Below are 25,870 nucleotides of genomic sequence, written 5' to 3'. Positions count from 1 at the left end.
GGCGGGCGGCTCAGAAGCCGGCCTTGTGAAGGGGGCCGTCCCAGCCGTCCAGGTACTTGGGCAGATCGTCCGCCACATCCACCACGCGGTGACGGTAGAACAGGTGCATGGCCGGCTGCAGGGCTTCCGGCAACTGGCCGCCGGCCGCCCGCGCGAACAAGCTGTTGGGCACCACCGACATGCCCAGCCGGTTGATGCCGAACAGGGTCTCGCCGCAATGCCGGCAGAACTGGCGCTGCAGCGCGCGCGTGGCATGGTGATACGTGGCGACGTGCTCGGCACCGCGTTGCACCGTCACTTGCGAGGGTTCCCAGGCTGTCGCCGCGAACATCGGCGTTGCATAGAAGTCACGGCAGGCCTGGCAATGGCAGTTGGCTTTCGCGACGGGTTCCCCGGCGATGCGCAGCTCGACCTGGCCGCAAAGGCACGCCAGCGTGGCGGGAATCGGCATGGGCTTGTCTCCTGTCTTGGTAAGGCGATGTGCATTCTACTTGCGGTCGCGCGAGCCTGCTTGGCGGCCCTCGCGCGGCGCCCGTGAACGGCCGCTCAGCCTTGCAGGGCGGCATCCAGCATGGCGCCGGACAGGCCGATCAGCAACGCCAGCGCGGAGGCGATGAACCAGCGCACGGTCTTGCGGTATTCCGGGACCTGGTCGTCCTCGATGCGCAGCGAGCGGAACAGCGCGACGATCTGCAGGCACACGGCAGCCACCAGCGACACCGCCGCGCACAGCGCCTGCGCGCTCCAGTGTCCGGGGCTTTCGAAGCCCCAGAAGCGCCAGAATGCCAGCGAGAAGCCCAGCAATACCGTGATGGCGGTGATGATGCCTTGCCGGTAGCCGGCCGGCACCACCTGTGGCGGCAGTGGCTTGGGCACTGGTGCGGCTGGGGCTTGGGGGGCGCTCATGGGGAGTCCTCCTGATCGGCGGCAGAGAAGCGGTATCCGTGCTGGAGTGAGTATAGGCAGGAGCGGCCCCGGCGCGTCCGCGGGCCGCCGGCATTACAATGCCGGTTCGCGGCGCGGCATCCGCTGCCCGGGCCGCCACATCCATCGAGTTTCGCTTCCCCATGTCTTCGCTTTCTTCCCCTGACAATCCGCTCTGGTTCGATGGCGCCGCCGGCCGCATCGAGGCCCTGGCCAACGCGCCGCAGGGCGCCCCCAAGGGCATCGCGGTGATCGCGCACCCGCATCCGCTGCTCGGCGGCAGCGCCACGCACAAGATACCGGTGGCGCTGGCCAGGCTGTTCGAGGCACGCGGCTACCTGGCAGTGCGCCCTAACTTCCGTGGCGTGGGCGGCACGCAGGGCGGGCACGATACCGGCGAGGGCGAGACGGACGACACCCTGGGCGTGGTGCGGCAGCTCATGCAGGCGCATCCCGGCTTGCCGCTGGCGCTGGCGGGATTCTCGTTCGGGGCTTATGTGCAGACGCGCGTGGCGGGACGGGTGCTGGCATCCGGTGGCCGCGTGGCGAGCCTGGTCCTGGCCGGCATGCCGGCGGGACCGGCACCGGGCGGGCGCAGCTACGACACGCCGGCGGTGCCGGCCGATGCCTTGGTCATCCACGGCGAGCAGGACGCCAACGTGCCGCTGCAGGCGGTGTTCGACTGGGCGCGGCCGCAGGAGTTGCCCGTGGTGGTGGTGCCGGGCGCCAACCATTTCTTCACCGGCAAGCTGCCGGTATTCCAGCGGGCGGTGGCGGAATACCTCGACCGGCAGGCGCGCACGGCCGCCGCCGGCTGACCGGGCCGCCGCGCCGCGTCAATCCATGGCGGCGTGGGCCACGGTGGCATCGTCGGCGTGGCGGGCGGGCTTGATCAGGAGGATCAGCGGCACCACCAGCAGCGTTGCCACGAACATGACCTTGAAGTCGTTGAGGTATGCGATCATCGTGGCCTGCTGGTTGATCGACTGGTTGAGCAAGGCCAGGTCATGGCGCGAGCCGCTGGCCAGCAGCGACTGCATGGCCGGGTTGTAGATGCTCACGTTGGCGGCCAGGTCTGCGTGCGCGACCTGCGTATTGCGCGTCATCAGGGTCTGGATCACGGAGATGCCGATGCTGCTGCCGATATTGCGCATCAGGCTGTAGGTGGCGGTGCCGTCGGCGCGCAACGCCGGCGCCAGGGTGGAGAAGGTCAGCGCGCTCAGCGGCACGAACACCAGCCCCAGCCCGAAGCCCTGGATGACGCCTGGCCACACGATGTCCGAAACCGACAGCACGATGGTGTACTGCATCATCTGCCACAGCGCGAAGGCCGAGATCAGGAAGCCGCACAGCAGCAGCATGCGCGCGTCGATGCGCTTGAGCAGGCGCCCGGCCAGCAGCATGGCCAGCATGGTGCCGGCGCCGCTCGGCGCGGTCACCAGCCCGGTGGTGGCGACGGGGTAGCCCATCAGGTTCTGCAGCATGGGCGGCAGCAGCGCGCGCGTGGCGTACATCACCGCGCCGATCACGAAGATAAAGCAGGCGCCGGTGGCGAAGTTGCGGTCCTTGAGCAGTTCGTAGCGGAAAAAAGAGAGCTTGCCTGCCGTGGCGGTGTGCGCGACAAAGTACAGGAAGGCCAGCGCCGCCACGATGGCCTCCACGCGGATCTCCATCGAGCCGAACCAGTCGAGCTGTTCGCCGCGGTCCAGCATGGCCTGGAACGCGCCGATGGCCAGCCCCAGCGTGATGAAGCCGAAGGCATCGAACCTGACGCTGCGCGCCGGCTCCCGGTTCGGCAGGAACGACAGCACGCCGAACAGCGCGAAGGCTCCGATCGGCACGTTGATGAAGAATACCCAGCGCCAGTTGTAGCTGTCGGTCAGCCAGCCCCCCAGGGTCGGGCCCAGGATGGGTCCCACCATGACGCCCATGCCCCACACCGCCATGGCCTGTCCCTGCTTCTCGCGCGGGTTGATATCGAGCAGGATCGACTGCGACAGCGGCACCAGCGAGGCACCGAAGATCCCCTGCAGCAGGCGCGATGCGACGATCTGCGCCAGCGTCTCGGAGAGCCCGCACAAGGCCGAGGCCACGGTGAAACCGGCGATCGAGATGGCCAGCAGTCGCTTGACGCTGAGCCGGTCGGAAAGCCAGCCGGTGAGCGGCGTGGCGATCGCGGCGGCGACGATATAGGAAGTGAGGACCCAGGTGATCTCGTCCTGCGAGGCGGACAGGCTGCCCTGCATGTGCGGCAGCGCCACGTTGGCAATGGTGCTGTCGAGCGTCTGGATCAGGGTCGCGGCCATGATTGCGATAGTGATCATGGGCCGGTTGAGCGGCGTCTCGACGCGCGCGGGCACCGCTAGGGAAGACATGGTGGGGGCGGCCTGGCAGGATGATAAGCATGCTTATTATACGGCGGCGCCCCGATGTGGCAAGCGCTTACGTCCTCCCCGCGCACTGAAGGGGCGCCGCGCAGATGTTTGTACAATCGCGCCATGGAAACGAAACTCGAAAAGCGCTTTGGCTTCCTGGTCTCGGACGTTGGCCGCCTGTGCGGCAAGCGTTTCGACGACCTGGCGAAGTCCTCGCTCGACCTGACCCGCGCGCAGTGCCATGCGCTTGCCTACCTGAGCCACTACGGCGAAGTGAACCAGGCGCGGCTGGCGGACCTGCTGGAAGTGGCGCCGATCTCCGCCGGCCGCCTGCTGGACCGCATGGAAGAGGGGGGCTGGATCGAGCGCAAGCCCAATCCCGAAGACCGCCGCGAACGCGTGGTGCGCATGACGGCCAAGGCAGAGATGGCGCTGGACAAGGCGCGCCGCGTCGGCGACGAGGTCGCCGCCGAGGCGCTGGCCGGCCTGAGCGCGCAGGACCGGGACCAGCTGATCAGCCTGCTGCAGCGCGTGCGCATCAACCTGGGGACGATTGTCGACCGGTAAAGGGGGCGCCCGGGGGGGCGGCCGCGCGCGCAGCCACCGCAAGCCGCTCAAGTTCTCCGCCCGGGTGCCGATGATCCGGTTATGCCAAACTCTTCGGACAACCTGATCATGTCGAGCATCACCGCGTTTGCCCCTCAGGTAACGCCTTCCGGATCGACTACCCCCGTCAAGGCCGCAGCGGCCGAAGGCCAGGACACCCAGGCCACGGGCGCATCGGCTTCCGCCGCGGGCGGCCACATCTCCGGCCCGGCCGGGCTGGGGGGCGCCAGTGCCAGCGGCGCCAGCAGCGACAGCAGCAGCGGCGAGTCCGACACCGTCAAGGAACTGAAGAAGCAGATCGCCCAGTTGCAGAAGCAACTGGCCGAAGAACTGCGCCAGCTCAAGGCAGTCGAGGCCAGCAAGATGGACCGCGAGGCCAAGACCGCCGCCGTGGGCAACCTCCAGGCCCAGGTCGCCCAGACCTCGGCGTCGCTGCAGACGGCCATGAACGCACTGACCCGGACCCTGCTGGCCGAGAACGGCAACACCTCGGGCTCGATGCTGAATACCACGGCGTAATACCCGCGCCTGCCAGTGCCTGGCGTCCGGCCGCGGGCCGCGCCGGGTCCGCGCCAGGCCTGCGCCAAGCTTGTGCCAGTTCCGGCCGCGGCTCAGCCCGCGAAGTACTCGTGCAAGGACTGCACCGCCACCGCTCCCTCGCCAACCGCGGCGGCAACGCGCTTCACGGAGCCGGCGCGCACGTCGCCAACGGCGAAGATGCCCGGATGGCTTGTCTCCATGGGCTGCGGAGGCCGCTCGAGCCGCCAGAGGGAGGGCGGCACCTGCGAGCCCGTGAGGACGAAGGCCTTCTCGTCCAGCGCCACGCAATCGCCCAGCCACGCCGTACAAGGATCCGCGCCAAGGAACAGGAACACGTGCTCGATGTCCAGCAGCACGGGGTCCTTGCCCCGCGTCACGCACCGCACCTGCCGCAGCCTGGAGTCGCCGATCAGGTCGACGATCTCGGTCTCCGTATGCAGCGTGATGTTGCCGGCGGCTTCGATCCGCTGGATCAGGTAACGCGACATGCTCGCCGCGAGGCCCTTGGCGCGGACCATGACGTGGACGTGGCGCGAGTGTCCCGAGAGGAATACCGCCGCCTGCCCCGCCGAATTCCCGCCACCGACGACGATCACCGCGTCGTCGGAGCAGTAGGTCGCCTCCATGAACGAGGCGTTGTAATAGATCCCCCTTCCTTCGAATTGCGCCAGGTTCTTCAGGGGCGGCTTGCGATACCTCGCGCCCGTGGCGATCACCACCGCGCGCGCGTGAATATCCTCCCCGTTGTCGAGCCGCATGTCGAACGCGGCTTCACCATCGCAGCGCAGCGCTTCCACCTGCACCGGCACGGCCACCTCGACGCCGAATTTCCGCGCCTGCGACAAGCCGCGCCCCGCCAGCGCCCGCCCCGAGATGCCTGTCGGAAAACCGAAGTAGTTCTCGATCTTGGAACTCGTGCCCGCCTGGCCGCCGGGCGCCTTGGCGTCCAGCACGATGACCCGCAGGCCTTCGGACGCGCCATACACCGCGGCGGCCAGGCCGGCGGGGCCCGCGCCGACCACCGCAAGGTCGAAGTGCCTTCCGTGCAGTGCGTCCGGGCTTGAGCCGATCGCGTCGGCCAGCTCGCGGTTGCTCGGATTTCGCAAGACCTCGCCGCGCGGCGTGATGACGGCGGGAATATCCTCGGCGCGGACACTGAACCGGCGCATCAGGTCCTTTGCTTCCTCATGCACTTCGATGTCGAAGTAAGCCGCCGGCTGGCCGTTTCTCGCAAGGAACTCGCGCAGGCGAAGCACGTTGGGACACTGCCGCGAGCCAATCACGATCACGCCGCCACCTGCTTCATCGTCGATGAAGGCGACGCGCCGCAGGATGAACGCGCGCATGACAATCTCGCTGAGGTCGGCTTCGGAAATGACCAGCGTACGCATTGCCTCGGCCTCGATGACGAGCATCTCGCTGTCGCGGTCGGCCTTGACGGTAGCGACCGCGCCTCGCCCGACCAGCGAACCGATATCGCCCGAGAACATGCCGGGGCCGTGCTTGCCGACGACGTGCGAGCCGAGGGCGGTACTGCGTTCGACCTGGACGCCGCCGGAGAGCACGACGAAGGTCCTGACATGGCGGTCGCCCTGCCGGAACAGCACCTCGCCGGCGGGAATGTGGCGCCGCTCTCCATAGCGGCTCATCAGTTGCAGCTGCGCCTGGCTCAGTAGCGGATAGAGCTGGTGCTGGCGGCTGGCGAGTGGCGACGGTGGCAAGTCTTTCGGATCGGCCTTATTCATCACGTCCCCCTCATCCGTCCCGGCGCGCAGCCGTGCGGCCGCGAATCGCGCAGCCCCGAAAGCCGCGGGAGCGACTCCGGCCAGCGCATGCATGGCTCAGACAATATTAGCAGCGTTCTCGCATGGCGAAAGTGCCTGAGGGTGCCCTCGGATCTCGCCGCGCGATCCGCCGTGGCGCATGGCGCTAGCCGGCCTGGCGCCGCGTGCGCCTTGTGGGGCTGGCGGCGCCCGCAACGCCCGCCAGCTGCGACAGCGAATGCTCGGCACCGCGGCTGGCATCGGCCACGAAGTCAATGAAGCGCCTGACCCGTACGGGGATGTGGCTGCGATGCGGGTAGTACATGTAGAGGCCCACATTATTGCTGCTGAAGCGCGACAGCACCGGGACGAGCCTGCCGGTCCCGAGGTCCTCGTGCACCATGTAGGCCGAGAGCTGACCGATCCCGATGCCGGCCCGCACCGCCTCGACCTCCGTCTCGACGTCGTTGAAGGTGGCCACGGCGGGGAATTCCTGGTACACGAGATTGCCGTCCACCTGCAGCTCCCATGGCACCATGCGGCCCGTGACGGGGCGCCTGAACCCTGTGCACTGGTGGTTGGCGAGGTCTTCCAGGCTACCCGGCTCGCCATGCTTTTCCAGGTAGGCCGGGGCGGCACAGATCAGCAGCGGCAGGTCGCACAGCCGCCGGGCCACGAGATTCTGGCCGGGGCTCGTGCCGGCGCGAAATCCGATATCGATCCGTGACTCGACCAGGTCAGTGAACAGGTCGCTCAAGACGATATCGAAGGTGATCCCGGGGTACTGTTCGCGGAATGCCCTGATCAGCGGCACCAGCACGCGGGCGCCAATGGAAGGCGGCGCCGTGAGACGGATCATTCCGTCGTCTTCGCTCTTGCTGCTGCGCACCTGTCCGAGCGCCTCGTCGAGCTGACGCATGCCGGGCTCCGCGAGCTCGAATAGCCGGGCACCCTCGGTGGACAGGCTCATCTTGCGCGTGGTCCGGTGAAAAAGCCGCACGCCCAGTTCTTCCTCCAGGGTGCGAATCGCCTTGCTGACGGCTTGCGGTGTGACGCCGGCCTCCACTGCCGCCTGGTTGAAGCTCTTCGCCCGCACGACGCCAAGAAAGAGAGTGAGTGCCCGGGCCTTGTCCATGATTTGCAACCAGCGGTTGGGAATGAAGCAATGATGGTACGCCTGGCGCAATGGACGCGCCAAACCGATGGCAGCCGGAAGCATCGCGCGCGCCGGCGTGGCGCGCGGTGTCAGATCAATTGCCGGAGTTGTCCCGCTGCTGCTTCCAGCTGATGTCTCAGCAATCTCAGCAGGCAATACATGCCGTAGGCTTCTTCGGATTTCTCGCTTTGCATCTCCGCCAGCGTCATCACGCTGTCCAGCCCCGCGCGGACGCTATCGAGTTCGGCGCAACCGTTGGTCACGCGCTGGCGGATATCCGCGCCCAATACCTCGATCAGGGCAGCCACTTCGGGGACGCGGGGATTGGGCTTGGTGCCGGCGGCGATGGCTGCATCGATCAGTTCCGCGATCAGCTCGCTGTGCTGGCTGATGACGGGCCCGGACAGCAGCGGCGCACTGGCGGCGGCAGCGGTGGCGGGCTTGGAGCTGTTGCGGGCGTTGTGGCGCAATGGTGCCTCCTGGGATAGGGAGGGCCGCTTGCGCTTGTTCCCATGCAAGGGAAGCGGGCCCGGAAAAACTGCCTGGCGATGCTACGCCGTTTCCCCGCTGCTTTGGCGCAGCTTCTGTGTTGTTGCCGCGCCGTTCTTGCGCCGTTCCTGCGCCGTTCTTGCGCCATTCTTGCGCCGTCCCGCACTCCCCGGCACTGCTTCGTGCGATTTGCAGGCAACCCGATCCTGCGATTCTTGACGATCGGGGTGGGGGTGTCAAGCTGATGCCATGTCGGTTTTGTGACGTTTCTGTTGCGGGTCGCGCGGTGGTTGCGGGGGGACGCGCAGCGTCGATGCCGGCAGCGCCGACGGTCGATCCATCACCTATTCTTGTAGATCGCACGCCAACGACAGGACACCCAAATGGTCACCCCGACACCCCAACAAATCCCCGCCACCCTCATCCCCGGCGACGGCATCGGCCCCGAAGTCGTGGAGGCCACCGTCAAGCTGCTCGATGCCCTGGGCGCGCCGTTTTCCTGGGACGTGCAGCAGGCCGGCATGGCGGGCATCGCGCAGGGTGGCGACCCGCTGCCGGAGGCGACGCTGGAGAGCATCCGCCGCACCGGCCTGGCGCTCAAGGGGCCGCTGACCACGCCGGTGGGCGGCGGCTTCCGCTCGGTCAACGTGCGGCTGCGCGAGGCGTTCAACCTCTACGCCAATGTGCGGCCCGCGCGCACGCTGGTGCCGGGGCGCTTCGAGGATATCGACCTGGTGCTGGTACGCGAGAACGTGGGCGGTTTCTACGTGGCGCACGACTACTACATCGGCGTGGGAGACGATCCGCATGCCGTGGCGGTCTCCACCGGCACCAACACGCGCGATGCCTGCCGGCGCATTGCCCGCTTCGCCTTTGAGTACGCGGTGAAGAACCAGCGCAAGAGGATCACCGTGGTGCACAAGGCCAATATCCTCAAGGCGCTGACCGGGATTTTCCTGGAGGCCGCGCGCGAGGTGGCGCAGGACTATGCCGGCCGCGTCGAGATGGACGACCGCATCGTGGATGCCTGCGCGATGCAGCTCGTGCTCGATCCCTGGCAGTTCGACATGCTGCTGTGTACCAACCTGTTCGGCGATATCCTGTCCGACCAGATCGCCGGGCTGGTAGGCGGCCTGGGCATGGCGCCGGGCGCGAACATCGGCGACGCCGCCGCCATCTTCGAAGCGGTGCACGGCTCGGCGCCGGATATCGCCGGCAAAGGCATCGCCAACCCGATCTCGCTGATGCTGGCCGCCGGACTGATGCTCGAGCATGTGGGCCGGCAGGACCTGGCGGTCCGGCTGCGCGGCGCGATCGACCAGGCGCTCAACCAGGACCAGGTCAGGACCGGCGACCTGAAGGGATCGGCCTCGACCCTGCAGTTCACCGAAGCGGTGGTGAAGCGCCTGGGCTGAGTCCACGCGCCGGACCCGCCAGCGCGCCGATACGTGCGTCAGGCCAGCAGCCTTGCCTCGGTCAGCTGTTGCAGCGTGTCGAGGCTCATGCCTTCGGCCATCGCTTCGACCTGCAGGCCATCCGGCGTGACACGCATCACCGCCAGGTCCGTGTAGATGCGCTTCACCACGCCGTGCGCGGTCAGCGGCAGGCTGCAGCGGTGCCTCAGGCGCGGGCGGCCTTCGCGCGTGGTGTGTTCCATCAGCACCCACACCTCGCGCGCGCCGTAGGCAAGCTCCATGGCGCCGCCCACCGCGGGCGGGGTGTTCGGGTCGGCGCGGGTCCAGTTGGCGAGATCGCCGTTCTCGGCGACCTCATACGCGCCGAGGATGGCCAGGTCCAGATGGCCGCCGCGCATCATGGCGAAGCTCAGCGCGGAATCGAAGATCGCCGCGCCCGGGCGCAGCGTCACCGGCTGCTTGCTGGCATTGACGAGTTCCGGATTCTCCTGCCCGGCCGGCGGCCTCGGGCCCAGGTGGAGGATGCCGTTCTCGCTGTGCAGGAAAACCTCGCGGCCGGGCGGGATCATGTCGCCCACCTGCACCGGCAGGCCGATGCCGAGGTTCACGTAGGCCCCGGCGGGAATGTCCTGTGCCGCGCGCTGCGCGACCTGTTCACGGGTCCACCGCATCATTGCGCGCTCCCATTTTGCGTTGCCGCTGCCGTGACGACCACCCGGTGCACGAAGATGCCGGGTGTCACGATCCGTTCCGGGTCCAGGGCGCCGGCCTCGACCATGCCGTCGACCTCGGCCACCACCACGCGCGCGGCCGTGGCCATCACGGGATTGAAGTTGCGCCCGGCCAGTTGATAGTCCAGGTTGCCGAGGCGGTCGGCGTGCCGGCCGCGGATCAGCGCGAAGTCGGCATGCAAGGGCAGCTCCAGCACATGCTGCACGCCCTTGATCTCGCGCGTGTCCTTGCCTTCTGCCAGGATGGTGCCGGCGGTGATGGGGCAGTAGAAGCCGCCCAGACCGGCGCCCGCGCAGCGGATGCGCTCCACCAGCGTGCCCTGGGCCACCAGTTCGAGTTCGATCTCGCCGCGCCGGTAGGCGTCGCGGAAGGCGGTGGCGCCCGCGGTCAGCGGGTAGGAGCAGACCAGCTTGCGCACGCGGCCCGCCTCGATCAGGCTGGCCACGCCCTCGCCGTCGTAGCCGGCATTGTTGGATATCACCGTGAGGTCGCGCGCGCCGTGCGCCAGCACCGCGCCGATCAGGCCACCCGGCAGTCCGGCGCTGCCGAAGCCGCCCACCATCACCGTGGCGCCGTCGTGCAGCCCGTGCAGGGCCTCGCCGCAGCTGCCCACCTGTTTGTTCACCAGTCCCATGCGAGGCTTGCTCCCCATCCGTGCCGCGGCACTCCATGCCGCCAAGGCAGCATCATGCGTCGGGGAGCAGCATAGGTTCAAGTATCGCTTGCTTAATTTTTGATAAGCTAGACTTATGATCATGACGAACTCCGGTGATCCGGAAAAGACGGCGCCAATGAACCTGGAACTCCGCCATTACCGCTATTTCGTCGCGCTGGCCGAAGAACTGCACTTCGGGCGGGCGGCGGAGCGGCTCGGCATTTCGCAGCCGGCGCTGAGCCAGCAGTTCCGCTGGATCGAGCAGGAGGCGGGCGCGCCCCTGCTCTCGCGCAACAAGCGACGCCTGGCGCTGACCGAGGTCGGCACGGTGTTCTACGAGGAGGCCGCCGGCATCCTGCGGCAGGTACGCCAGGCCGAGCTGGCCACCGCCAGCGCCAGCCGGGGCGATGTCGGCAGCGTGTCGATCGGCTACGTGGCATCGGCCGCGTTGTCTGGCCTGCTGCCGGGCCTGGTCCATCGTTTCCGCCAGGAGTATCCCGGCGTCGGCATGTCGATGCGCGAGACCGACGTGCCGGCGCAGCTCGAAGCCGTGGCGCGCGGCGAGCTCGATATCGGCTTCGTGCGGCCGCCGCTGCGCTCCCTGCCGGAAGGCGTGGCGCTGCTCGACATCGCGGCCGAACCGGTGGTGCTGGCCATGCACGCCACCCACCCGCTGGCGCGGCGCGCGCGCATCGACGTGGCGCTGCTGCGCGACGAGACCTTCATTTGCACGCACACGGAACACGGCACCGGCTTCTACGCCATTACGCTGGCCATCTGCGGCCAGGCCGGCTTCCAGCCGCGCGTGGAGGCGCTGTCGCGGCAGATGGCGACCATCATCAGCATGGTGGCGGCGGGCTTCGGCGTGGCGTTCATCCCGGCCTCCATGCGCGCGTTCGCGCCGCCGGACGTGGTATTCAAGCCGCTCGCGCGCAACGATGTGCTGTCCCACCTGGCGGTGATCCATCGCCGCAACGAGCGCTCCCCCGCGGTGCTGCGGCTGCTGGAGCGGTGCCGGCAGCTCAAAGGCCGGCGCCAGAAATGAAAACGGGCCGGGCGGGGTGATCTCCCGCCCGGCCCGCCGCCACGCGCAGCGGGGCTTACGCCTTGAGCTGCTCGCGGATCGGCAGCGCGCGGATGCGCTTGCCGGTGGCCGCGAAGATGGCGTTGCACAGCGCCGGCGCGATGACCGGCACCGCGGGCTCGCCGACGCCGCCGAGCGGCGCGTCGAAGCTGCCCGGCACCAGGTGCACGTGGATGGCGCGCGGTGCGGCCGGGGCGCGCATCACTTCGTACTGGTGGAAGTTGTCCTGCTGGGCACGTCCATCCTTGAAGGTGATCTCGCCCGTGGTGGCGAGGCTGATGCCCATGATGCAGGCGCCTTCGACCTGCGAGCGGATGCGGTCCGGGTTGATCTGCGCGCCGCAATCCACCGCCATATCGATGCGCGGCACGCTGATGCCGCCATCATCGCTCACCGCCACCTCGATCACCGCCGCAACATAGGTCACGAAGCTGTAGCAAACCGCCAGGCCGAGGCCGCGGCCCTTGGGCAGCTTCCTGCCCCAGCCGGCTTCGCGCGTGGCCAGTTCGATCACGTTGCGCAGCCGGGCAGTATCGAGCGGATACTGCTGCGGCGACTCGCCGTAGTTCCACGTATCGGACAGTTGCGTCGGGTCGACCTTGCGGTCCGGTCCCAGCAGCGCGAGCAGGTAGTCGCGGTGATCGCGCCCGGCCGCGGCGGCCAGTTCGGCCGCGAACGACTGCACGGCGAACGCGTGCGGCACGTTGGATACCGAACGGAACCAGCCGATGCGCGTGTGCGCCTCCACCTCAGGGTTCTCCACGCGCACGTTGGGGATGTCGAAGGGCATGTTGACGGCCGACATGCCGAGCTCGAACGCCGCTTCGTTCCTGGCGCCGGCAGCGAAGATCGAGGCGATGGTGGAAGCCGCGGTGCGGTGCAGCCAGGCCTGCGCGCGGCCGTCGGCGGACAGCATGGCTTCCATGTGCTCGACGGAGACGGTGTGGAAGTAATCGTGGTGCAGGTCGTCGTCGCGCGTCCACGTGACCTTGACCGGCTTGCCGTCCATGGCCTTCGACAGCAGCGCGGCTTCAGCGGCGAAGTCCGGCTTGGACTTGCGGCCGAAGCCGCCGCCCAGCAGCGTCACGTGCACGGTGACGTCCTCGGGTTTGAGGCCGAGATGCCCGGCCACGGTCTCGCGCGTGGCCTGCGGTGCCTGCACGGAGGTCCATACCTCGCACTTGCCGCCTGCGATGCGCGCGGTGGCCACCGGCGGCTCCATGGTGGCATGGGCCAGATGCGGCAGGTAGTACTGCGCCGTGACGTGTTTGCCGGGGCCGGCCAGCGCGGCCATGGCGTCGCCCTGGTTGCGCACGACCTTGCCGGGCTGGCTGGCGGCTTTTTCCATGGTGGCGCGGAAAGCAGCGGACTCATAGCTGGCGTTGGGGCCGTCGTTCCACTGGATCTTGAGCGCCTCGCGGCCCTTGATGGCCGACCAGGTATTGGTGGCGATCACCGCCACGCCGCCGAGCGGGTGGAACAGCGCGGGCGCGGGGCTGCCGGCGATTTCCACCACCTTGACCACGCCGGGCACCTTCATCGCCTGCGCGGCATCGAAGCTGGCGACCTTGCCACCGAACACCGGCGGGCGCGCCACCACGGCGTAGAGCATGCCGTCCAGGCGCACGTCGATGCCATATTGCGCGCGGCCAGTGGCGATGTCATGCCCGTCGATGCTGCGCGTGCTGTCCTTGCCGATATAGCGGAACTGCGCGGGGTCCTTGAGCTTGAGGCTGGCGGGTGCCGGCACCGGCAGGCGCGCGGCGTCCTTCGCCAGCGCGCCGTAGCCCAGGCTCCTGCCGCTCGCGGCGTGCACCACCGCATGGTTGCGCGCCTGCACCTCGCTCACCGGCACGCCCCAGCGCGCCGCCGCGGCGGTTTCCAGCATGGCGCGGGCACTTGCGCCCACGTGCCGCATCGGCTCGAAGAAATGCCGCACGCTGCGCGAGCCGTCGGTGTTCTGGCTGCCGTAGCGCGCTTCGTCGCCGGGCGCCTGCACCACGCGCACCCGGGCCCAGTCGGCCTCGAGTTCGTCGGCCACCACCATCGGCAGGCTGGTGCGCACGCCCTGGCCCATCTCGGAGCGGTGGCAGACGATGGAGACCTGGCCGTCCTCGCCGATGGACAGGAACACCAGCGGGCTGTCCACCGCGCCGCCGGGCATGCCGTCGCGACCGTATTTCTTGGGTTCGTCGGCGGCCAGCACGACGCCGTCCAGGCCCACCGTGAGCGTCAGCCCGGCGATGGCGCCCATGCCCTTGAGCCAGCGGCGGCGCGCTGCCGATTGCGGGCTGCCGTCCGCGGCCGTCGTGAGTGCGTCGCGGGCGTTCATTTGGCGCTCCGCTTGCCGGCGGTGCCGGTGGCCTTGCCACCGGCCTTGGCGCCCGCCACATTGGACTTGGCCACGTGCTGGATGGCCGCGCGAATGCGGGTATAGGTGCCGCAGCGACAGATATTGCCGCTCATGGCGCCGTCGATATCGGCTTCGGTCGGGTGGGGGTTGGCGTGGAGCAGTGCCGTGGCGGACATCAGCTGGCCCGCCTGGCAGTAGCCGCACTGTGGCACGCCGAATTCCTCCCAGGCCGCCTGCAGCGCCTGGCCGGTCTTGTCCGCCGACAGGCCCTCGATGGTGGTGATCTTCTTGCCTGCGACCGCCGAGATCGGCGTCACGCACGAGCGGATGGGCTGCCCGTCCAGGTGCATGGTGCAGGCGCCGCACAGCGCCATGCCGCAGCCGAACTTGGTGCCGGTCATGCCGAGGTGGTCGCGCACCGCCCATAGCAGGGGGGCGTCGTCCGGCAGGTCGATCGAATGCGGCTTGCCGTTGATCGTGATTGTTCTCATCGTCTTGTGGGGAGTGGTCCAGCGGAGGAAGGACGGCCAGCGCGCATCGGCATGCGGGCCGCTGCGGCAACGTGGCGCAATGCGCATTGTGACGCCGGCGGGGATGGGGCGGGAATGACGCCGTCGGGATTTGTCAATTCCGGAAAACGGAATAAAGGCGCCAGGCCATCGCAAGGGGGGGCGAAAGCAGGAGCACTGGCCAGCATCGGCGCGCGCCGGCCTGCGCCGGTCGTCGCGCTATTTTAGTTAGAGATCAAACTTTTTATTGACAAGGGCTGCCAAGGTGCTACGATTGCTTCATGTAGTTCGATATCTAAGTATTTTTTGTGGGATACCACGCGAACCTGCCGGATCAACCGGAACCTGGAGCCAAGCATGTACGACACTTTTGCAACCGACAAGCTGATTGACCTGTGGCTGACCGAAGACATCGGCATCTGCGACCTGACCGTCCAGACCATGATCGAGAAGGACGAGACAGGTTCGTTCTATATGAACGCACGTGAACCGATGCTGATTGCCGGCGTGGACGTGGCCGCGCGCGTGTTCAAGCGCTATGACCCCGAACTGCATGTCGACGTACGCGTCGCCGACGGCGACAAGGTCGGCAAGGGCGCCATCCTGATCGCGGTGAGCGGCTCCGCGCGCAGCGTGCTGACCGCGGAGCGCACGGCGCTGAACATCATGCAGCGGCTCTGCGGCATCGCCAACCAGACGGCTCGCTACGTGGAAGCGATCGCCGGCACCAAGGCGCGCCTGATCGACAGCCGCAAGACAACCCCGGGGCTGCGGGCGCTGGAAAAGCACGCGGTCACCTGCGGAGGCGGGCTGAATCACCGGCTTAGCCTGGACAATGGCGTGATGATCAAGGACAACCATATTGCCGTTTGCGGCAGCATTGCCGCGGCCGTGGCGCGCGCGCGGCGGCAGTTGCCGGTGCTGACCAGGCTCGAGGTCGAATGCGACCGGCTCGATCAGGTGCGCGAGGCGCTCGACGCGGGCGTGGATGTGATCATGCTCGACAATATGTCGGTGCCCGACATGCGCGAGGCGGTGGCCTTCGTCGACGGGCGGATCAAGGTCGAAGCGTCAGGTGGCATTCGCCTCGAAACGATCCGCCCGATCGCCGAGACCGGCGTCGACTACATCTCCACCAGCAAGATCACCCAATCGGCACCTGCGGTGGACATCGGTCTGGACGACGCGGTGTAAGCGGGCAGGGCAACACGTCAGGTCACTCCTGCATCGCCGGCCAGAAGTCTGCCGACCGGTCATGTTGGTTGCGCGAGGCAAGTCCTCGCGCTTTTTTTCGCGCGCTCCCGGCGCGTACCCCGCGCAGACGGCGGGCGCTTGTCTCCGGCGGGCCTCAGAGGCTTGCCAGCAGGCGGCCCAGTTCTTGCGTGGATGGCACGCGGCGGCCAGTGCCTTCCGCTTCGGTCTCGTCCTGCGCCAGGTTGCGGATGACGGCCATCAGCACCTTGCGCGCCGCGGCCACTTCCGCGGCCGACACGCCCTGGATGGCGATGTCGTTGACTTCCTCCGCCAGCGGCACCAGCTTGCGCTCGAGCGCCTTGCCCGACCGCGTCAGGAAAACGTGGATGTTTTTCTTGTTGCCGGGGAGGTGCGTGCGTTCGACATAGCCCAGGGCCTCGAGTGCCTTGACGGCGGTGAACGTGGTCGGCTCGGTGACGCCGGCGAGATCGCTCAGCTCGCGTTGCGACAGCCCGTCGTTGGTCCACAGGATGCGCAAGATCACCCAGTGCCCATACGACACCTGGTGTTCGGCCAGCCGCATTTGCAGGGCACGGATGAATGCGCGCGCCCCATCCTTGACAAGGTGAGCCAGGCGCTCGCTGGCAAGCTCCTCTTCCTTCGGGGCTGCCTGGGGTGCTTTCGCTTTCGTGGTTGCCATGTTGACGGTCTTCGATTCCGATTGCGGCGCCTGCGAAGCGCCGCGCCTGTATCTCCGAATGATATCGCGTCGGCCCCCGAAGTGCCGCGACGCGGGCGTGGCGCTGCGGACCGTCCGCTTTCACTAATGTAGTGCTCACTACATCAGTGCGGCGTGCGCAGGGCCGGCGCCGGCATGCACCCGCACAGGGATTTCGCCTGGCGCCGGAGACGGAAATTCCTCCGGTTCCTTGTGCACAAAGGCTTTCCGGCATTGGCCCGGCTCTTGCATATTCTTAGATGTCGAACTTATCTTGACAACGCGATGACAGCTGCTAGCATAGCTAGTACTTCGATATCTAAGCAAAATTGCGCGATGCCGCAAAGGACGACAAATGAGAAGCGAGGACTTCAGCACCATCTCGACGGCGCCGCTAGGCAAGCCCGTGGCCGCCGGCACGTTCTTTCTCGTGGTGGGACCCAGCGGGGCGGGCAAGGACTCCTTGATGGACGGCGCGCGTGCGGCACTGGCGGGCGATGCGCGCTATGTCTTCGCGCGCCGGGTGATCACGCGCGCTGCAGGTGCGCCAGGCGAGGACCACGAGGGCGTCGATGAGTGCGAGTTCGCCGCCCGCGAGGCAGCCGGCGAGTTCCTGATGACCTGGCAGGCGCATGGCCTGCGATACGGCTTGCCGGCAGCGACCTTGCGCGAGCTGGAGTGCGGACGCCACGTGGTAGCCAACGGTTCGCGCAGCGTGGTGGCGGCGCTGGCGCAGCGCATGCGGAATTTCATGGTGATCCACGTGACGGCGCCGGCTGCCGTGCTGGCGCAACGCATCGCTGCGCGGGGCCGCGAATCCGGCGACGCGGTGCGGCGCCGGCTGGAGCGCGCGCCCGATCCCATGCCGGCCGGCGTGCCATGCGTTTCGGTGTGCAATGACGGCACGCTCGAAGCCGGCGTCATGCATTTCGTGCACGCATTGCGCTCGACGGCCATTGCGCTGGCCCTGCGGCCGGTGCCGGTCTCGGCCGAAGGCGCGCATATCGCCTACGTTTCCCCCGCTGTTGCCGACGCCGTTCGCCACGCGCGCGTGGCCGTGCGCGCCGGCGGCCTGGAGTTGCCCGCCGCCTTGCATGTACTGGACAGCGCGGCGCTGCTGGGCGACCACGAAGTGGGACTGTCAGGCCCGCTGCGCGAGCGGCTGGGCGCGGTGGCGGGCGCCACCGTGCGCGTGCGTCGCCTGCCGGAGCCGGCCAGCCGCGCATCGCTGCGTGCCAAGCTGCGGGGCGAGCCGCTCGACGAAGCGGGCTTCGAGGCGGTGCTGCGCGACGCGGTGGAAGGGCGCTATACCGAGCTGGAACTGACGGCGTTCCTGGTGGCCGCCTCGCGCCAGCTCTCCGATGCGGAAGTGGTGGCGGTGGCGCGGGCGCGCACGCGCTTTTCGCGCCGCATCGACTGGAGCGAGCCCATTGTGGTGGACAAGCATTCGATGGGGGGCGTGCCCGGCAGCCGCATCACGCTGATCGTCGTGCCGATCGTGGCCGCGCACGGGCTGGCGATGCCAAAGACATCCTCGCGGGCCATCACTTCGGCGTCCGGCACGGCCGATGCGATGGAGACGCTGGCGCAGGTGGACCTGGACTTCGAGGGCGTACGCCGCTGCGTGGCGCAGGCGCGTGCCTGCATCGCCTGGAATGGCCGGCTCAACCACTCACCGGTCGACGATGTGATGAATGCCATCACGCGCCCGCTCGGCCTCGATACCAACCGGTGGTCCGTCGCCTCGATCCTTTCCAAGAAGTACACGGCCGGCTCGACGCACGTGATCGTCGACCTGCCCTACGGCCCGCAGGCCAAGCTGGCGAGCGAGGCCGAGGCGCGCGAGCTGGCGGCCCTGTTCGAGGTGGTGGGCCAAGGCCTGGGCATGCATGTGCGTGCCTTTGCCACAGACGGCAGCAAGCCCATTGGCCGTGGCGTGGGGCCGGCGCTCGAGGTGCGCGACGTGCGCCTCGTCCTGGACGGCGATGCGCGTGCGCCCGCCGACCTGCGCGACAAGGCACTTTTCTTCGCTGGCGAGATCCTGGCCTTCGACCCCGCCATCGGCACAGCCGCGGCGGGCCGCCAGCGTGCCGCACAACTGCTGGCCTCGGGTGCCGCCCGCGCCGCGCTCGATGCCATCGTGGCGGCCCAGGGCGCGAAGCCGGTGGCGGACAAACCAGCCGCGCACGTGCACGAGGTGGTCGCGCAGAGCGCCGGCGTGGTCACGCAGATCGACGGATTCGCCATTTCCGGCATTGCCCGCAGCGCCGGCGCGCCGCGCTGCCCCGGCGCCGGCGTGGACCTGCTGTGCGCGGTGGGCGAGCGCGTTGTGCCGGGGCAGGCGCTGTTGCGCATCCACGCCGGCAATGCCGCAGACCTGGAAGCGGCGCGCGAGGCATGTGCGCTGCTTCGCGCAGGCGGTGCCCGCGCCATGCCGCCTGCCATCAGCGTCGTTCCCGGTTAGCCGGCGCGCCGGCGCATTGCACTATCATTTCCTTCAACTGTCGAGGCTTCACAATGACCCCTGTATCTGTGGTTCGCAGTATCGTCTCTCTATCCCTGCTGGGCGCGGCGTTGCTCGGCATGCCCGCGCTGGCCAGCGCCAGCATCGCCAAGGATTTTCCCCAGAAGCCGATCCGGCTGGTTGTGACCTTCCCGGCTGGCGGGGGAACCGACATCCTGGCCCGCGTGATCGGGGCCGAGGTCGCGCACAGCCTCGGCCAGCCGGTGGTGGTGGACAACCGACCCGGCGCGAGCGGCAATATCGGCGCGGAGTTCGTTGCCAAGAGCGCGTCCGATGGCTATACCTTGCTCGCGGTCAACAGTAGTTTCGCGATCAATCCCGCCGTTTTTCGCAATCTTCCGTTCGATCCGGGCAAGGACTTCAGCGCGGTGATTTCCATGGCCTCGGTGCCGTCCGTGATCGCCGTGCCGGTCGGCTCGAAGATCCAGACGTTCGGCGACCTGCTGAGCGCCGCGCGCTCGGCCCGGCCTCCCAGCTATGCGTCCTGCGGCAACGGCACGCCGCAGCACCTGGCGGGTGAGTTGCTGAAGATCTCCGCCAAGGTCGATATGCTGCACATCCCGTACAAGGGTTGCGCGCCGGCGCTTGCCGATGTGCTGGGAGGGCAGGCCGACATCAGTATCAATACGCTGGCCAATACCGTGCCGTACCTGAAGAGCCATAAGCTGCGCGCGCTGGCCGTGACTTCCCGCAGCCGCTCGCCGCTCTTGCCCGAAGTGCCATCGGTCAGCGAACTGGGCGTCGCCGGCTACGATGTCGATCAGTGGTTCGGCATCCTCGCCCCGGCGAATACGCCGCCGGAGATCGTGCAGAAGCTGAACCAGGCCATCGCCCGCGCCGTCGCCAAGCCGGAGATCAAGGCCAATCTCGCCCAACTCGGCTTTGCCACCGCAAACAGCACCCCCGCCGAGTTCCAGAAGGTCGTCGCCAGCGACATCGAACGCTGGAAGAAGCTCGCCGCGCAGATCGGCCTCCGGGTCGACTGACCCGGCGCAGGCAACCGGTCCGCGCCGGGAGCCAGCCCCAGTTCCATTCCGTAGTCATTCCCCTCCAGTCACGGACGCCGCCGGCCCCGTGTGCCCGCTTGCGCCCAGGCCTGGCACGTGTTCGCACGCGCCGGGCCGGGGGCAGGCGCGGCATGAGGGAGGCAAGCAACACGAACAGAACAATCCATGAGAGCAATGTCAGCGAAAACGGCAACGACCCGCTTCGAATCCGCCACGGAGCGCGCCATGCATGCCCGGCTAGCACGTGCTGCCATCGGCCTGCTTGCGGCCGCCTGTGCGCCTGCCTGGGCGCAATCGAGCCTTGTGCTCTATGGCGTGGCCGATGTCGGCGTGGAGTACCTCAGCCATGCCGACGCCAGCGGGCACGCATTGACGCGCATGGCTTCGGGCAACCTATCCGGGTCGCGCTGGGGCATGCGCGGAACGGAGGATCTGGGCAGCGGAGTCAGTGCGTTGTTCGTGCTCGAGAGTGGCTTCGACATCGACGCAGGCACCTTGGGCCAGGCTGGCCGGCTGTTCGGGCGGCAGGCATTCACCGGCCTTGCCACGCCGTACGGACGACTCACCGCGGGCCACCAGAACAACCTGCTTTACGACATCCTGATCAACTACGACGCCATGGCCATCGCGCCGCGCTACTCCGCGTTCCTGATGGATACCTCGCTTGCCGGCCGCTACGACAATGCGGCCAAGTATGTGGCGAAGTTCGGCGGACTCAGCGCCAGCGCGATGTATTCCTTCGCGCGCGGCACAACGGTGGGAAGCGGCGCGACGGGCACCATCGCCGGCGAGACCCCGGGCGATGCCAGGAGCGACCGCGCTTTCAGCGGCGCGCTGGAATACGACGCCGGCAACGCGGCGGCCGCGCTGATCTACGACCAGCAGCAGGGCACGGCCGGGATCGCCGGCCAGAGCCCCGCCCAGCGGGACCGGCGCATCGCTCTCGCCGCGAACCTCACGCTGGCCAAGGCGAAGCTGTTCGCCGGCTACCGCTGGTTGAGCGGCGACATCGGCGCGACCGCGACGGTGCCCGCGCGGCGCAACAACCTGTTCTGGCTTGGCGCAAGCTATGCCCTCACGCCGGCGCTCACGCTGAGCACCTCCGCCTATGTGACGGACGACCGTCGCTCCGGCCAGGACCCCTGGAGCCTGGTGGGCAACCTCGACTACGCGTTCTCCCGGCGCACCGATGCCTACCTGACGGTGGGTTACGTGAAAAACAAGGACGGCTCGCGGGTGGGGCTCAACGGGCCGCAGACCAGCATCGGGCCAGGCATGAGCCAGTTCGGCGCGGTAGCGGGCATTCGCCACAAGTTCTAGCCGCGAACTCTCCCCCCTCGCGGGTTGCCACGCCACGGATGCCCGGTAGCGATTCATCCGGGCCGTCGAGCAATTCGCGCGGCTTCTGGCTCCCGCGATGGCCGGGTGGCGTTCCCGCCCAGGTGCGGCGATGAGTCAAACCAGCCCGAACCAGCCAAGCGCGGCGCCGGCGGCGAGCAGCCACAGCAGGTGCAGCCGGAAGCGCCAGATGATCAGGGCGGTGAGCACTGTCACGAGCCACAGGCGCCAGTCGCCGGGCGCGTCGGCGTGGACGCTGGCCAGTGTCCACGCCGTCGCGATCAGCAGCGCCACCACGATCGGCGCCATGCCCTGCCGGAACGCCTGCACGCAGCGCAAGCCGCGGTTGCGGTGACCCCATTGGGCGGCGAGGTAGGCCAGGGCAGAACTGGGCAGCAGGATGCCGGACATGGTCAGTGCCACGCCCAGCAGGGCGGTGGGGACGCCGCCAGCGTTCATGCCGATATTCCATCCGAGCAGGGCGATGAACAGCACATTGGGTCCCGGTGCCGCCTGGGCGATCGTCACCGATGCATTGAACTGGGATTCGCTGAGCCAGTGCTGCTGATCTACCAGGTAACGGTGCATGTCGGGCGCCGTGGTGATGGCGCCGCCGATCGACAGCAAGGATAGCGAGAGGTAGTGGTAAAACAGGTTGAGCCAGTCGCCCCATCCCAGCGCCAGCACCGGTACGCCGCTCACGGCTTGAGCTTCCGGTAGCAGAGCAGGCAGGCGGCGGTGCCCAGGCCGGCAAGCACGTAGAAGAGCGGCCAGCGTAGCAGCGCCACGGCGCCGAAGCAGGCGGCGCCCAGCGCGATGGCGAGCGGGCGGCCCAGCGGATTGGCGCGCAATGCGCTCAGCAGCCTGAGCCCGGTGGCCGCGAACAGCCCTGCGGCCACGGCCCCGGTTCCGCGCAATGCGCCGGCCACGCCGGCGTGGTCGGCAAAGCGGGCATGCAGCAACTCGAGCAGGACCACCAGCACCAGCGGCAGCGCCAGCAGGCCTGTGGATGCGGCCAGCGCGCCGGCCAGGCCGAACGAGCGGCCGCCGATCATCAGCGCCATATTGACCACGTTGGGGCCGGGCATGATCTGCGCCACCGCCCAGTCTTCGACGAACTCCTCGCGCGTGAGCCAGCGCTTGCGCTCCACCAGTTCCTGCTGCACCACCGCCAGCACGCCGCCGAACCCTTGCAGGCCCAGCAGCGTGAACGTCACGAACAGGTCGGTGGGAGAGCGGGGCTCGCGGCGGTCGTTGCCGCTTTCCGGATGATTCGCACGCATCGCCGGCATACCTTATTGGGCCTTGATGCCAAGCTGCCTGATGGTCTTGCCCCAGCGCTGCGTGTCGGCCTCGACGATGCCGGCGAACCGCTCGCGCGACATGGCTTCCACCTCGATCCCTTCGCGGCTGAGTTTCGCCACCACCTCAGGGTCGCGCAGGACCTTGCCGACCGCCTCGTGCAGCTTCTGCACCACCGCCGGCGGCGTGCCGGCGGGCGCGAAGAAGCCATACCAGGGCGCGTACTCGAAACCCTTGATGCCCGCTTCCTCCATGGTCGGCAGGTTGGGCAATGCCGGCGAACGCTTCTTGCCCGAGGTGGCGATCGGGCGGACCATGTCGGACGCGATGAAGGGCATCACGGCCGGAATCGTCAGCAGCATGGACTGGATCTGGCCCGAGACGAGTTCGGTCAGCGCGGGGCCGGAACCCTTGTAGGGTACGTGCTGGAGCTTCACGCCGGTCATCATGCCGAGCACCGCCATGGGCAGGTGGCCGGCGCTGCCGATGCCGCCGGAGCCATAGTTGATCGAGCCCGGCCTGGCTTTGGCCAGCGCCAGGAAATCGTCCATGGTCTTGACCGGCAGGGTCTTGGTCACCACCAGGACGTTCGGCGTGGCGCCGATATAGGCCACCGGCAGGATGTCGCGCCTGGTGTCATAGGGGAGATGGCTATAGAGCGAATCGCTGAATACCAGTCCCATGTGGTGGATCATCACGGTATAGCCGTCGGGTGCCGCGCGCGCCAGCATCGCCGTGGCGATGGTGCCGCCCGCGCCTCCGCGGTTGTCGACGACAAAGGGCTGGCCGAGTTCGCGGCCCAGTTTCACCGCCAGCACGCGCGCCACCAGGTCGACGGTACCGCCCGCGGCGAAGGGCGCCAGGATGGTGACCGGCTTGGCCGGCCAGTCGGCCGCGCGGGCCGGCACGGCCGCGGTGGCGGCAACCAGCGACATGCCCGCGCAAAGAACAGAAAACTTCCGAATCGACATGCTTGTCTCCTGGTACCACGTTTGCCGTGGTTTTTTTCTGCTCTGTGCCGCAACTACGCGCGCGCCCGGTCCCGGAGCCTGTCGACCGCACCGGGACGCGAACCGCGAACCGCGAACCTCGAACCTCGAACCTAGAAGGCGAATCGATAGCGTGCCACCTTCTCCTCGTCGAGTTCGACGCCGAGCCCGCGGCCGGCCGGAACGGCGGCCGCGCCACTGCTGATGTCGAGCTTGTGGGTCACGATATCGTCGGAAGTCTTGAGCGGGCCGACGCATTCCAGCCCCTCGAGCACGTCGGCGCTGGTGCATGCCAGCATGATTTCCGCCGCGGTGTTGACGCCCAGCCCGAAGCCGTGCCCGATGACCACCTTCATGCCGGCCGCGCTGGCGGTTTCCAGCATGCGCCTGCAGGTAAGGAAGCCGCCTTGCTTCATCACCTTGAGCTTGACGATATCGGCGCAATTGGCGCGGATCACCGCGATCAGGCTGGCGTGGTCGGTGATCGATTCGTCGGCCATCACGGGGATGCCGATGGCCTGCCTCACCTTTGCCATGCCGGCGAGATCGTCTTCTGCCACCGGCTGTTCCAGCAGTTGCAGGCCGATCGGCTCCAGCAGGCGCCCCAGCGCAATCGCCTCCTCGACGCTGTATCCGGCATTCGCATCGGCACGCAAGGCCATGGAGGGTCCAACCGCTTCGCGCACCGCCGTCAGGCGGTCGCGGTCGGCCTCGATGCCTCCGCCGACCTTGATCTTGGCCGAGCGGAACCCGCGGTCGAACCATTTGCGGGCCTCCGCGGCCGCCTCGTCGGGCGGGACAATGCCAATCCACGCATTGAAGCGCACCGTGTCCACCACGGCGCCGCCCAGATACTGGTGCACCGGGATATCGAGCCGGCGCGCCAGCATGTCGACGCAGGCCATCTCGATCGCCGCCTTGGCGTCGAGGTAGCCGGCGCGTCCGGCGTTCATGCGCTGCATTACCTGGTGCGGATTGCCGGCGTCGGCGCCCTGTACCAGCGGCGCGAGCTGGTCGCGGATCGCCAGCAGCGACTGTTCGATGGTCTCCACCGAATAGCCGGGCGAGGGATCGATATTGCCCAGTCCGATCGAGCCGTCTTCCGCGGTGAGGCGTACCAGTGCGCTTTTCTGCACGGTCTTGGTCACATAGGCATTGCGAAAGCCCGGGCCGACCAGCGGCACGGCCACGCCGAACACCTCGACGCGGCGAATGGGAAGGTGCAAGCCATCCATGTTCACGACTCCAGCGCCATGCCGGCCGCGGCCGGCTCGAAGGCTTCGATGGCAGGGCCCTTGATCTGGGTGCGGTGCATGATGCGGGAGGCATTCGGGTCAAATGCGTCGCGGCGATGCAGCGTGCAGCGGTTGTCCCAGAGGATCAGGTCGTGCAGTTGCCATTCCTGGCGGAAGGTGAATTCGGGCCGGGTGGCGTGCTCCCATAGCGCATCGAGCAGGGCATTGCTTTCGGCGAGGTCCATGCCCGTCACATAGCTATTGCGGCGGCGGCCGAGGAAAAGCGCCGGGCGCCCGGTGTCGGGATGCACGATCACAAGGGGATGGTGCGCCCCGGGCGCTTCGCGCGGATCGGTCACCTCCTTCATGCCCTTGCGCATCATGCCGGCGCTATTGTACGTGGCATCGTGAATGGCGCGGCGGCCCTTGACCAGCGCCTTCATGTCGCCAGGCAGGGTCTCGTAGGCGAGGTACATATTGGACCAGTAGGTGTCGCCACCGCCGGGCGGAATCTCGAGCGCATGCAGCAGCGCGGCGCGCGGCGGCCGCTCGACATAGGTCATGTCGCAATGCCACACCGCTTCGCCGTCGCCCAGGTTGCCGATGGGCATGCCATYGACCTTCACATTGGAGATCACATTGATCTCGGGGAATTCGCTGAGGAAAGGCTTGCCGTAGGGATTGGGGCCCGGCGGATCGAGTTCGCCGAACAGCCGGCTGAAGCCCAGCAACTCCGGATCCGACAGCGCCTGGCCGCGAAAGCGCAGCACGAGGTGCGTGGCCCAGGCCTGGCGAAGCTCGGCCAGGATATCGTCGCCGACCGGCCGGCCGAGGTCGATGCCGCTGACATCAGCGCCGAGGCTTGGCCCGAGCGGCGTAACGGAGATGCGTGTCATGGTGGCTGCCCTTCCGTGGTGAATTGGAGTGCCCCCAATATAGACCTGGTACCCGATAGCGTAAAT

The 25,870-nt window shown here is 68.0% G+C and carries 25 protein-coding genes; 9 read left to right on the top strand and 16 right to left on the bottom strand.

All coding sequences use genetic code 11. From position 1 onward, the window contains the following. Positions 1–10 precede the first annotated feature (10 nt). Both AC1DK4_RS06140 and AC1DK4_RS06135 read right to left on the bottom strand, forming a co-directional pair. On the bottom strand, positions 11–451 hold the full coding sequence (locus tag AC1DK4_RS06140; RefSeq protein WP_441614674.1) for a GFA family protein: 441 nt from the start codon (positions 449–451) through the stop codon (positions 11–13). A 95-nt stretch (positions 452–546) separates the two neighbouring features. Next, positions 547–906, bottom strand: a complete 360-nt coding sequence (locus AC1DK4_RS06135; protein ID WP_441614672.1) for a hypothetical protein — start codon at positions 904–906, stop codon at positions 547–549. A 161-nt stretch (positions 907–1,067) separates the two neighbouring features. On the opposite strand from AC1DK4_RS06135, the gene AC1DK4_RS06130 reads away from it, so the two are divergent. Beyond that, positions 1,068–1,742, top strand: a complete 675-nt coding sequence (locus tag AC1DK4_RS06130; RefSeq protein ID WP_441614670.1) for an alpha/beta hydrolase — start codon at positions 1,068–1,070, stop codon at positions 1,740–1,742. Positions 1,743–1,760: 18 nt separating this feature from the next. Here AC1DK4_RS06130 and AC1DK4_RS06125 read toward each other — a convergent pair whose 3' ends face one another. Further along, a complete protein-coding gene (locus AC1DK4_RS06125) occupies positions 1,761–3,299 on the bottom strand; it encodes a DHA2 family efflux MFS transporter permease subunit (RefSeq protein ID WP_441614668.1) in 1,539 nt (512 codons plus the stop codon). Positions 3,300–3,422: 123 nt separating this feature from the next. Here AC1DK4_RS06125 and AC1DK4_RS06120 point away from each other — a divergent pair, with 123 nt between their 5' ends. Beyond that, on the top strand, positions 3,423–3,866 hold the full coding sequence (locus tag AC1DK4_RS06120; protein WP_441614666.1) for a MarR family winged helix-turn-helix transcriptional regulator: 444 nt from the start codon (positions 3,423–3,425) through the stop codon (positions 3,864–3,866). An 81-nt stretch (positions 3,867–3,947) separates the two neighbouring features. Further along, positions 3,948–4,424, top strand: coding sequence for a hypothetical protein (locus AC1DK4_RS06115; protein ID WP_441614664.1), 477 nt, complete (start codon positions 3,948–3,950; stop codon positions 4,422–4,424). Positions 4,425–4,516: 92 nt separating this feature from the next. On the opposite strand, the gene AC1DK4_RS06110 is transcribed toward AC1DK4_RS06115, so the two are convergent. From AC1DK4_RS06110 to AC1DK4_RS06100, 3 genes are all read right to left on the bottom strand, one after another. Then, positions 4,517–6,190, bottom strand: a complete 1,674-nt coding sequence (locus AC1DK4_RS06110) for an FAD-dependent oxidoreductase (protein ID WP_441614757.1) — start codon at positions 6,188–6,190, stop codon at positions 4,517–4,519. A 184-nt stretch (positions 6,191–6,374) separates the two neighbouring features. Continuing rightward, a complete protein-coding gene (locus AC1DK4_RS06105; RefSeq protein WP_441643321.1) occupies positions 6,375–7,343 on the bottom strand; it encodes a LysR family transcriptional regulator in 969 nt (322 codons plus the stop codon). Positions 7,344–7,453: 110 nt separating this feature from the next. Then, positions 7,454–7,834 carry a DUF1484 family protein gene (locus tag AC1DK4_RS06100; protein ID WP_441614662.1) on the bottom strand — a complete coding sequence of 127 codons (381 nt, stop codon included), beginning with the start codon at positions 7,832–7,834 and terminating at the stop codon, positions 7,454–7,456. 402 nt (positions 7,835–8,236) lie between these two features. On the opposite strand from AC1DK4_RS06100, the gene AC1DK4_RS06095 reads away from it, so the two are divergent. Beyond that, positions 8,237–9,268, top strand: a complete 1,032-nt coding sequence (locus AC1DK4_RS06095) for an isocitrate/isopropylmalate dehydrogenase family protein (protein ID WP_441614660.1) — start codon at positions 8,237–8,239, stop codon at positions 9,266–9,268. A 38-nt stretch (positions 9,269–9,306) separates the two neighbouring features. On the opposite strand, the gene AC1DK4_RS06090 is transcribed toward AC1DK4_RS06095, so the two are convergent. Both AC1DK4_RS06090 and AC1DK4_RS06085 read right to left on the bottom strand, forming a co-directional pair. Next, positions 9,307–9,942 carry a 3-oxoacid CoA-transferase subunit B gene (locus tag AC1DK4_RS06090; RefSeq protein ID WP_441614658.1) on the bottom strand — a complete coding sequence of 212 codons (636 nt, stop codon included), beginning with the start codon at positions 9,940–9,942 and terminating at the stop codon, positions 9,307–9,309. After that, on the bottom strand, positions 9,939–10,628 hold the full coding sequence (locus tag AC1DK4_RS06085; protein WP_441614753.1) for a 3-oxoacid CoA-transferase subunit A: 690 nt from the start codon (positions 10,626–10,628) through the stop codon (positions 9,939–9,941). The genes AC1DK4_RS06090 and AC1DK4_RS06085 overlap by 4 nt, the downstream gene beginning before the upstream one ends. A gap of 163 nt (positions 10,629–10,791) precedes the next feature. On the opposite strand from AC1DK4_RS06085, the gene AC1DK4_RS06080 reads away from it, so the two are divergent. Next, positions 10,792–11,700 carry a LysR family transcriptional regulator gene (locus AC1DK4_RS06080; protein WP_441614656.1) on the top strand — a complete coding sequence of 303 codons (909 nt, stop codon included), beginning with the start codon at positions 10,792–10,794 and terminating at the stop codon, positions 11,698–11,700. 55 nt (positions 11,701–11,755) lie between these two features. On the opposite strand, the gene AC1DK4_RS06075 is transcribed toward AC1DK4_RS06080, so the two are convergent. Together AC1DK4_RS06075 and AC1DK4_RS06070 are read right to left on the bottom strand one after the other, a co-directional pair. Further along, complete coding sequence (locus AC1DK4_RS06075) at positions 11,756–14,071, bottom strand: xanthine dehydrogenase family protein molybdopterin-binding subunit (protein WP_477131439.1); 2,316 nt, start codon at positions 14,069–14,071, stop codon at positions 11,756–11,758. Further along, positions 14,068–14,583 carry a (2Fe-2S)-binding protein gene (locus AC1DK4_RS06070; RefSeq protein ID WP_441614652.1) on the bottom strand — a complete coding sequence of 172 codons (516 nt, stop codon included), beginning with the start codon at positions 14,581–14,583 and terminating at the stop codon, positions 14,068–14,070. Before AC1DK4_RS06070 ends, AC1DK4_RS06075 begins: the two co-directional genes overlap by 4 nt. Before the next feature lie 375 nt (positions 14,584–14,958). Here AC1DK4_RS06070 and nadC point away from each other — a divergent pair, with 375 nt between their 5' ends. Beyond that, entirely contained in the window at positions 14,959–15,795 is an 837-nt protein-coding gene (gene nadC / locus AC1DK4_RS06065) for a carboxylating nicotinate-nucleotide diphosphorylase (protein WP_441614650.1), read from the top strand. Between the two features lie 154 nt (positions 15,796–15,949). Here the strand turns inward: nadC and AC1DK4_RS06060 are convergent, their stop codons facing one another. Continuing rightward, a complete protein-coding gene (locus tag AC1DK4_RS06060; RefSeq protein ID WP_441614648.1) occupies positions 15,950–16,495 on the bottom strand; it encodes a MarR family winged helix-turn-helix transcriptional regulator in 546 nt (181 codons plus the stop codon). Positions 16,496–16,868: 373 nt separating this feature from the next. On the opposite strand from AC1DK4_RS06060, the gene phnN reads away from it, so the two are divergent. From phnN to AC1DK4_RS06045, 3 genes are all read left to right on the top strand, one after another. Then, positions 16,869–18,977, top strand: a complete 2,109-nt coding sequence (gene phnN / locus AC1DK4_RS06055; RefSeq protein ID WP_441614646.1) for a phosphonate metabolism protein/1,5-bisphosphokinase (PRPP-forming) PhnN — start codon at positions 16,869–16,871, stop codon at positions 18,975–18,977. Positions 18,978–19,030: 53 nt separating this feature from the next. Then, a complete protein-coding gene (locus AC1DK4_RS06050) occupies positions 19,031–20,023 on the top strand; it encodes a tripartite tricarboxylate transporter substrate binding protein (RefSeq protein ID WP_441614644.1) in 993 nt (330 codons plus the stop codon). A gap of 195 nt (positions 20,024–20,218) precedes the next feature. Then, on the top strand, positions 20,219–21,364 hold the full coding sequence (locus AC1DK4_RS06045) for a porin (RefSeq protein ID WP_441614642.1): 1,146 nt from the start codon (positions 20,219–20,221) through the stop codon (positions 21,362–21,364). Between the two features lie 135 nt (positions 21,365–21,499). Here the strand turns inward: AC1DK4_RS06045 and AC1DK4_RS06040 are convergent, their stop codons facing one another. The 5 genes from AC1DK4_RS06040 to AC1DK4_RS06020 form a co-directional block, all read right to left on the bottom strand. Further along, positions 21,500–22,084 (bottom strand): chromate transporter, encoded by a 585-nt coding sequence (locus AC1DK4_RS06040; RefSeq protein WP_441614640.1) that lies wholly within the window; start codon positions 22,082–22,084, stop codon positions 21,500–21,502. Further along, entirely contained in the window at positions 22,081–22,674 is a 594-nt protein-coding gene (locus tag AC1DK4_RS06035; protein WP_441614638.1) for a chromate transporter, read from the bottom strand. The genes AC1DK4_RS06040 and AC1DK4_RS06035 overlap by 4 nt, the downstream gene beginning before the upstream one ends. Positions 22,675–22,677: 3 nt before the next feature. Further along, complete coding sequence (locus AC1DK4_RS06030; RefSeq protein WP_441614636.1) at positions 22,678–23,655, bottom strand: Bug family tripartite tricarboxylate transporter substrate binding protein; 978 nt, start codon at positions 23,653–23,655, stop codon at positions 22,678–22,680. A gap of 131 nt (positions 23,656–23,786) precedes the next feature. Further along, positions 23,787–24,908 carry a mandelate racemase/muconate lactonizing enzyme family protein gene (locus tag AC1DK4_RS06025; protein WP_441614634.1) on the bottom strand — a complete coding sequence of 374 codons (1,122 nt, stop codon included), beginning with the start codon at positions 24,906–24,908 and terminating at the stop codon, positions 23,787–23,789. A gap of 2 nt (positions 24,909–24,910) precedes the next feature. Further along, entirely contained in the window at positions 24,911–25,804 is an 894-nt protein-coding gene (locus tag AC1DK4_RS06020) for a TauD/TfdA dioxygenase family protein (RefSeq protein ID WP_477131438.1), read from the bottom strand. Between the last annotated feature and the right edge of the window lie 66 nt (positions 25,805–25,870).

Source organism: Cupriavidus sp. 05N38 (assembly GCF_056397345.1).
This window is presented reverse-complemented; position numbering and strand designations above follow the sequence as displayed.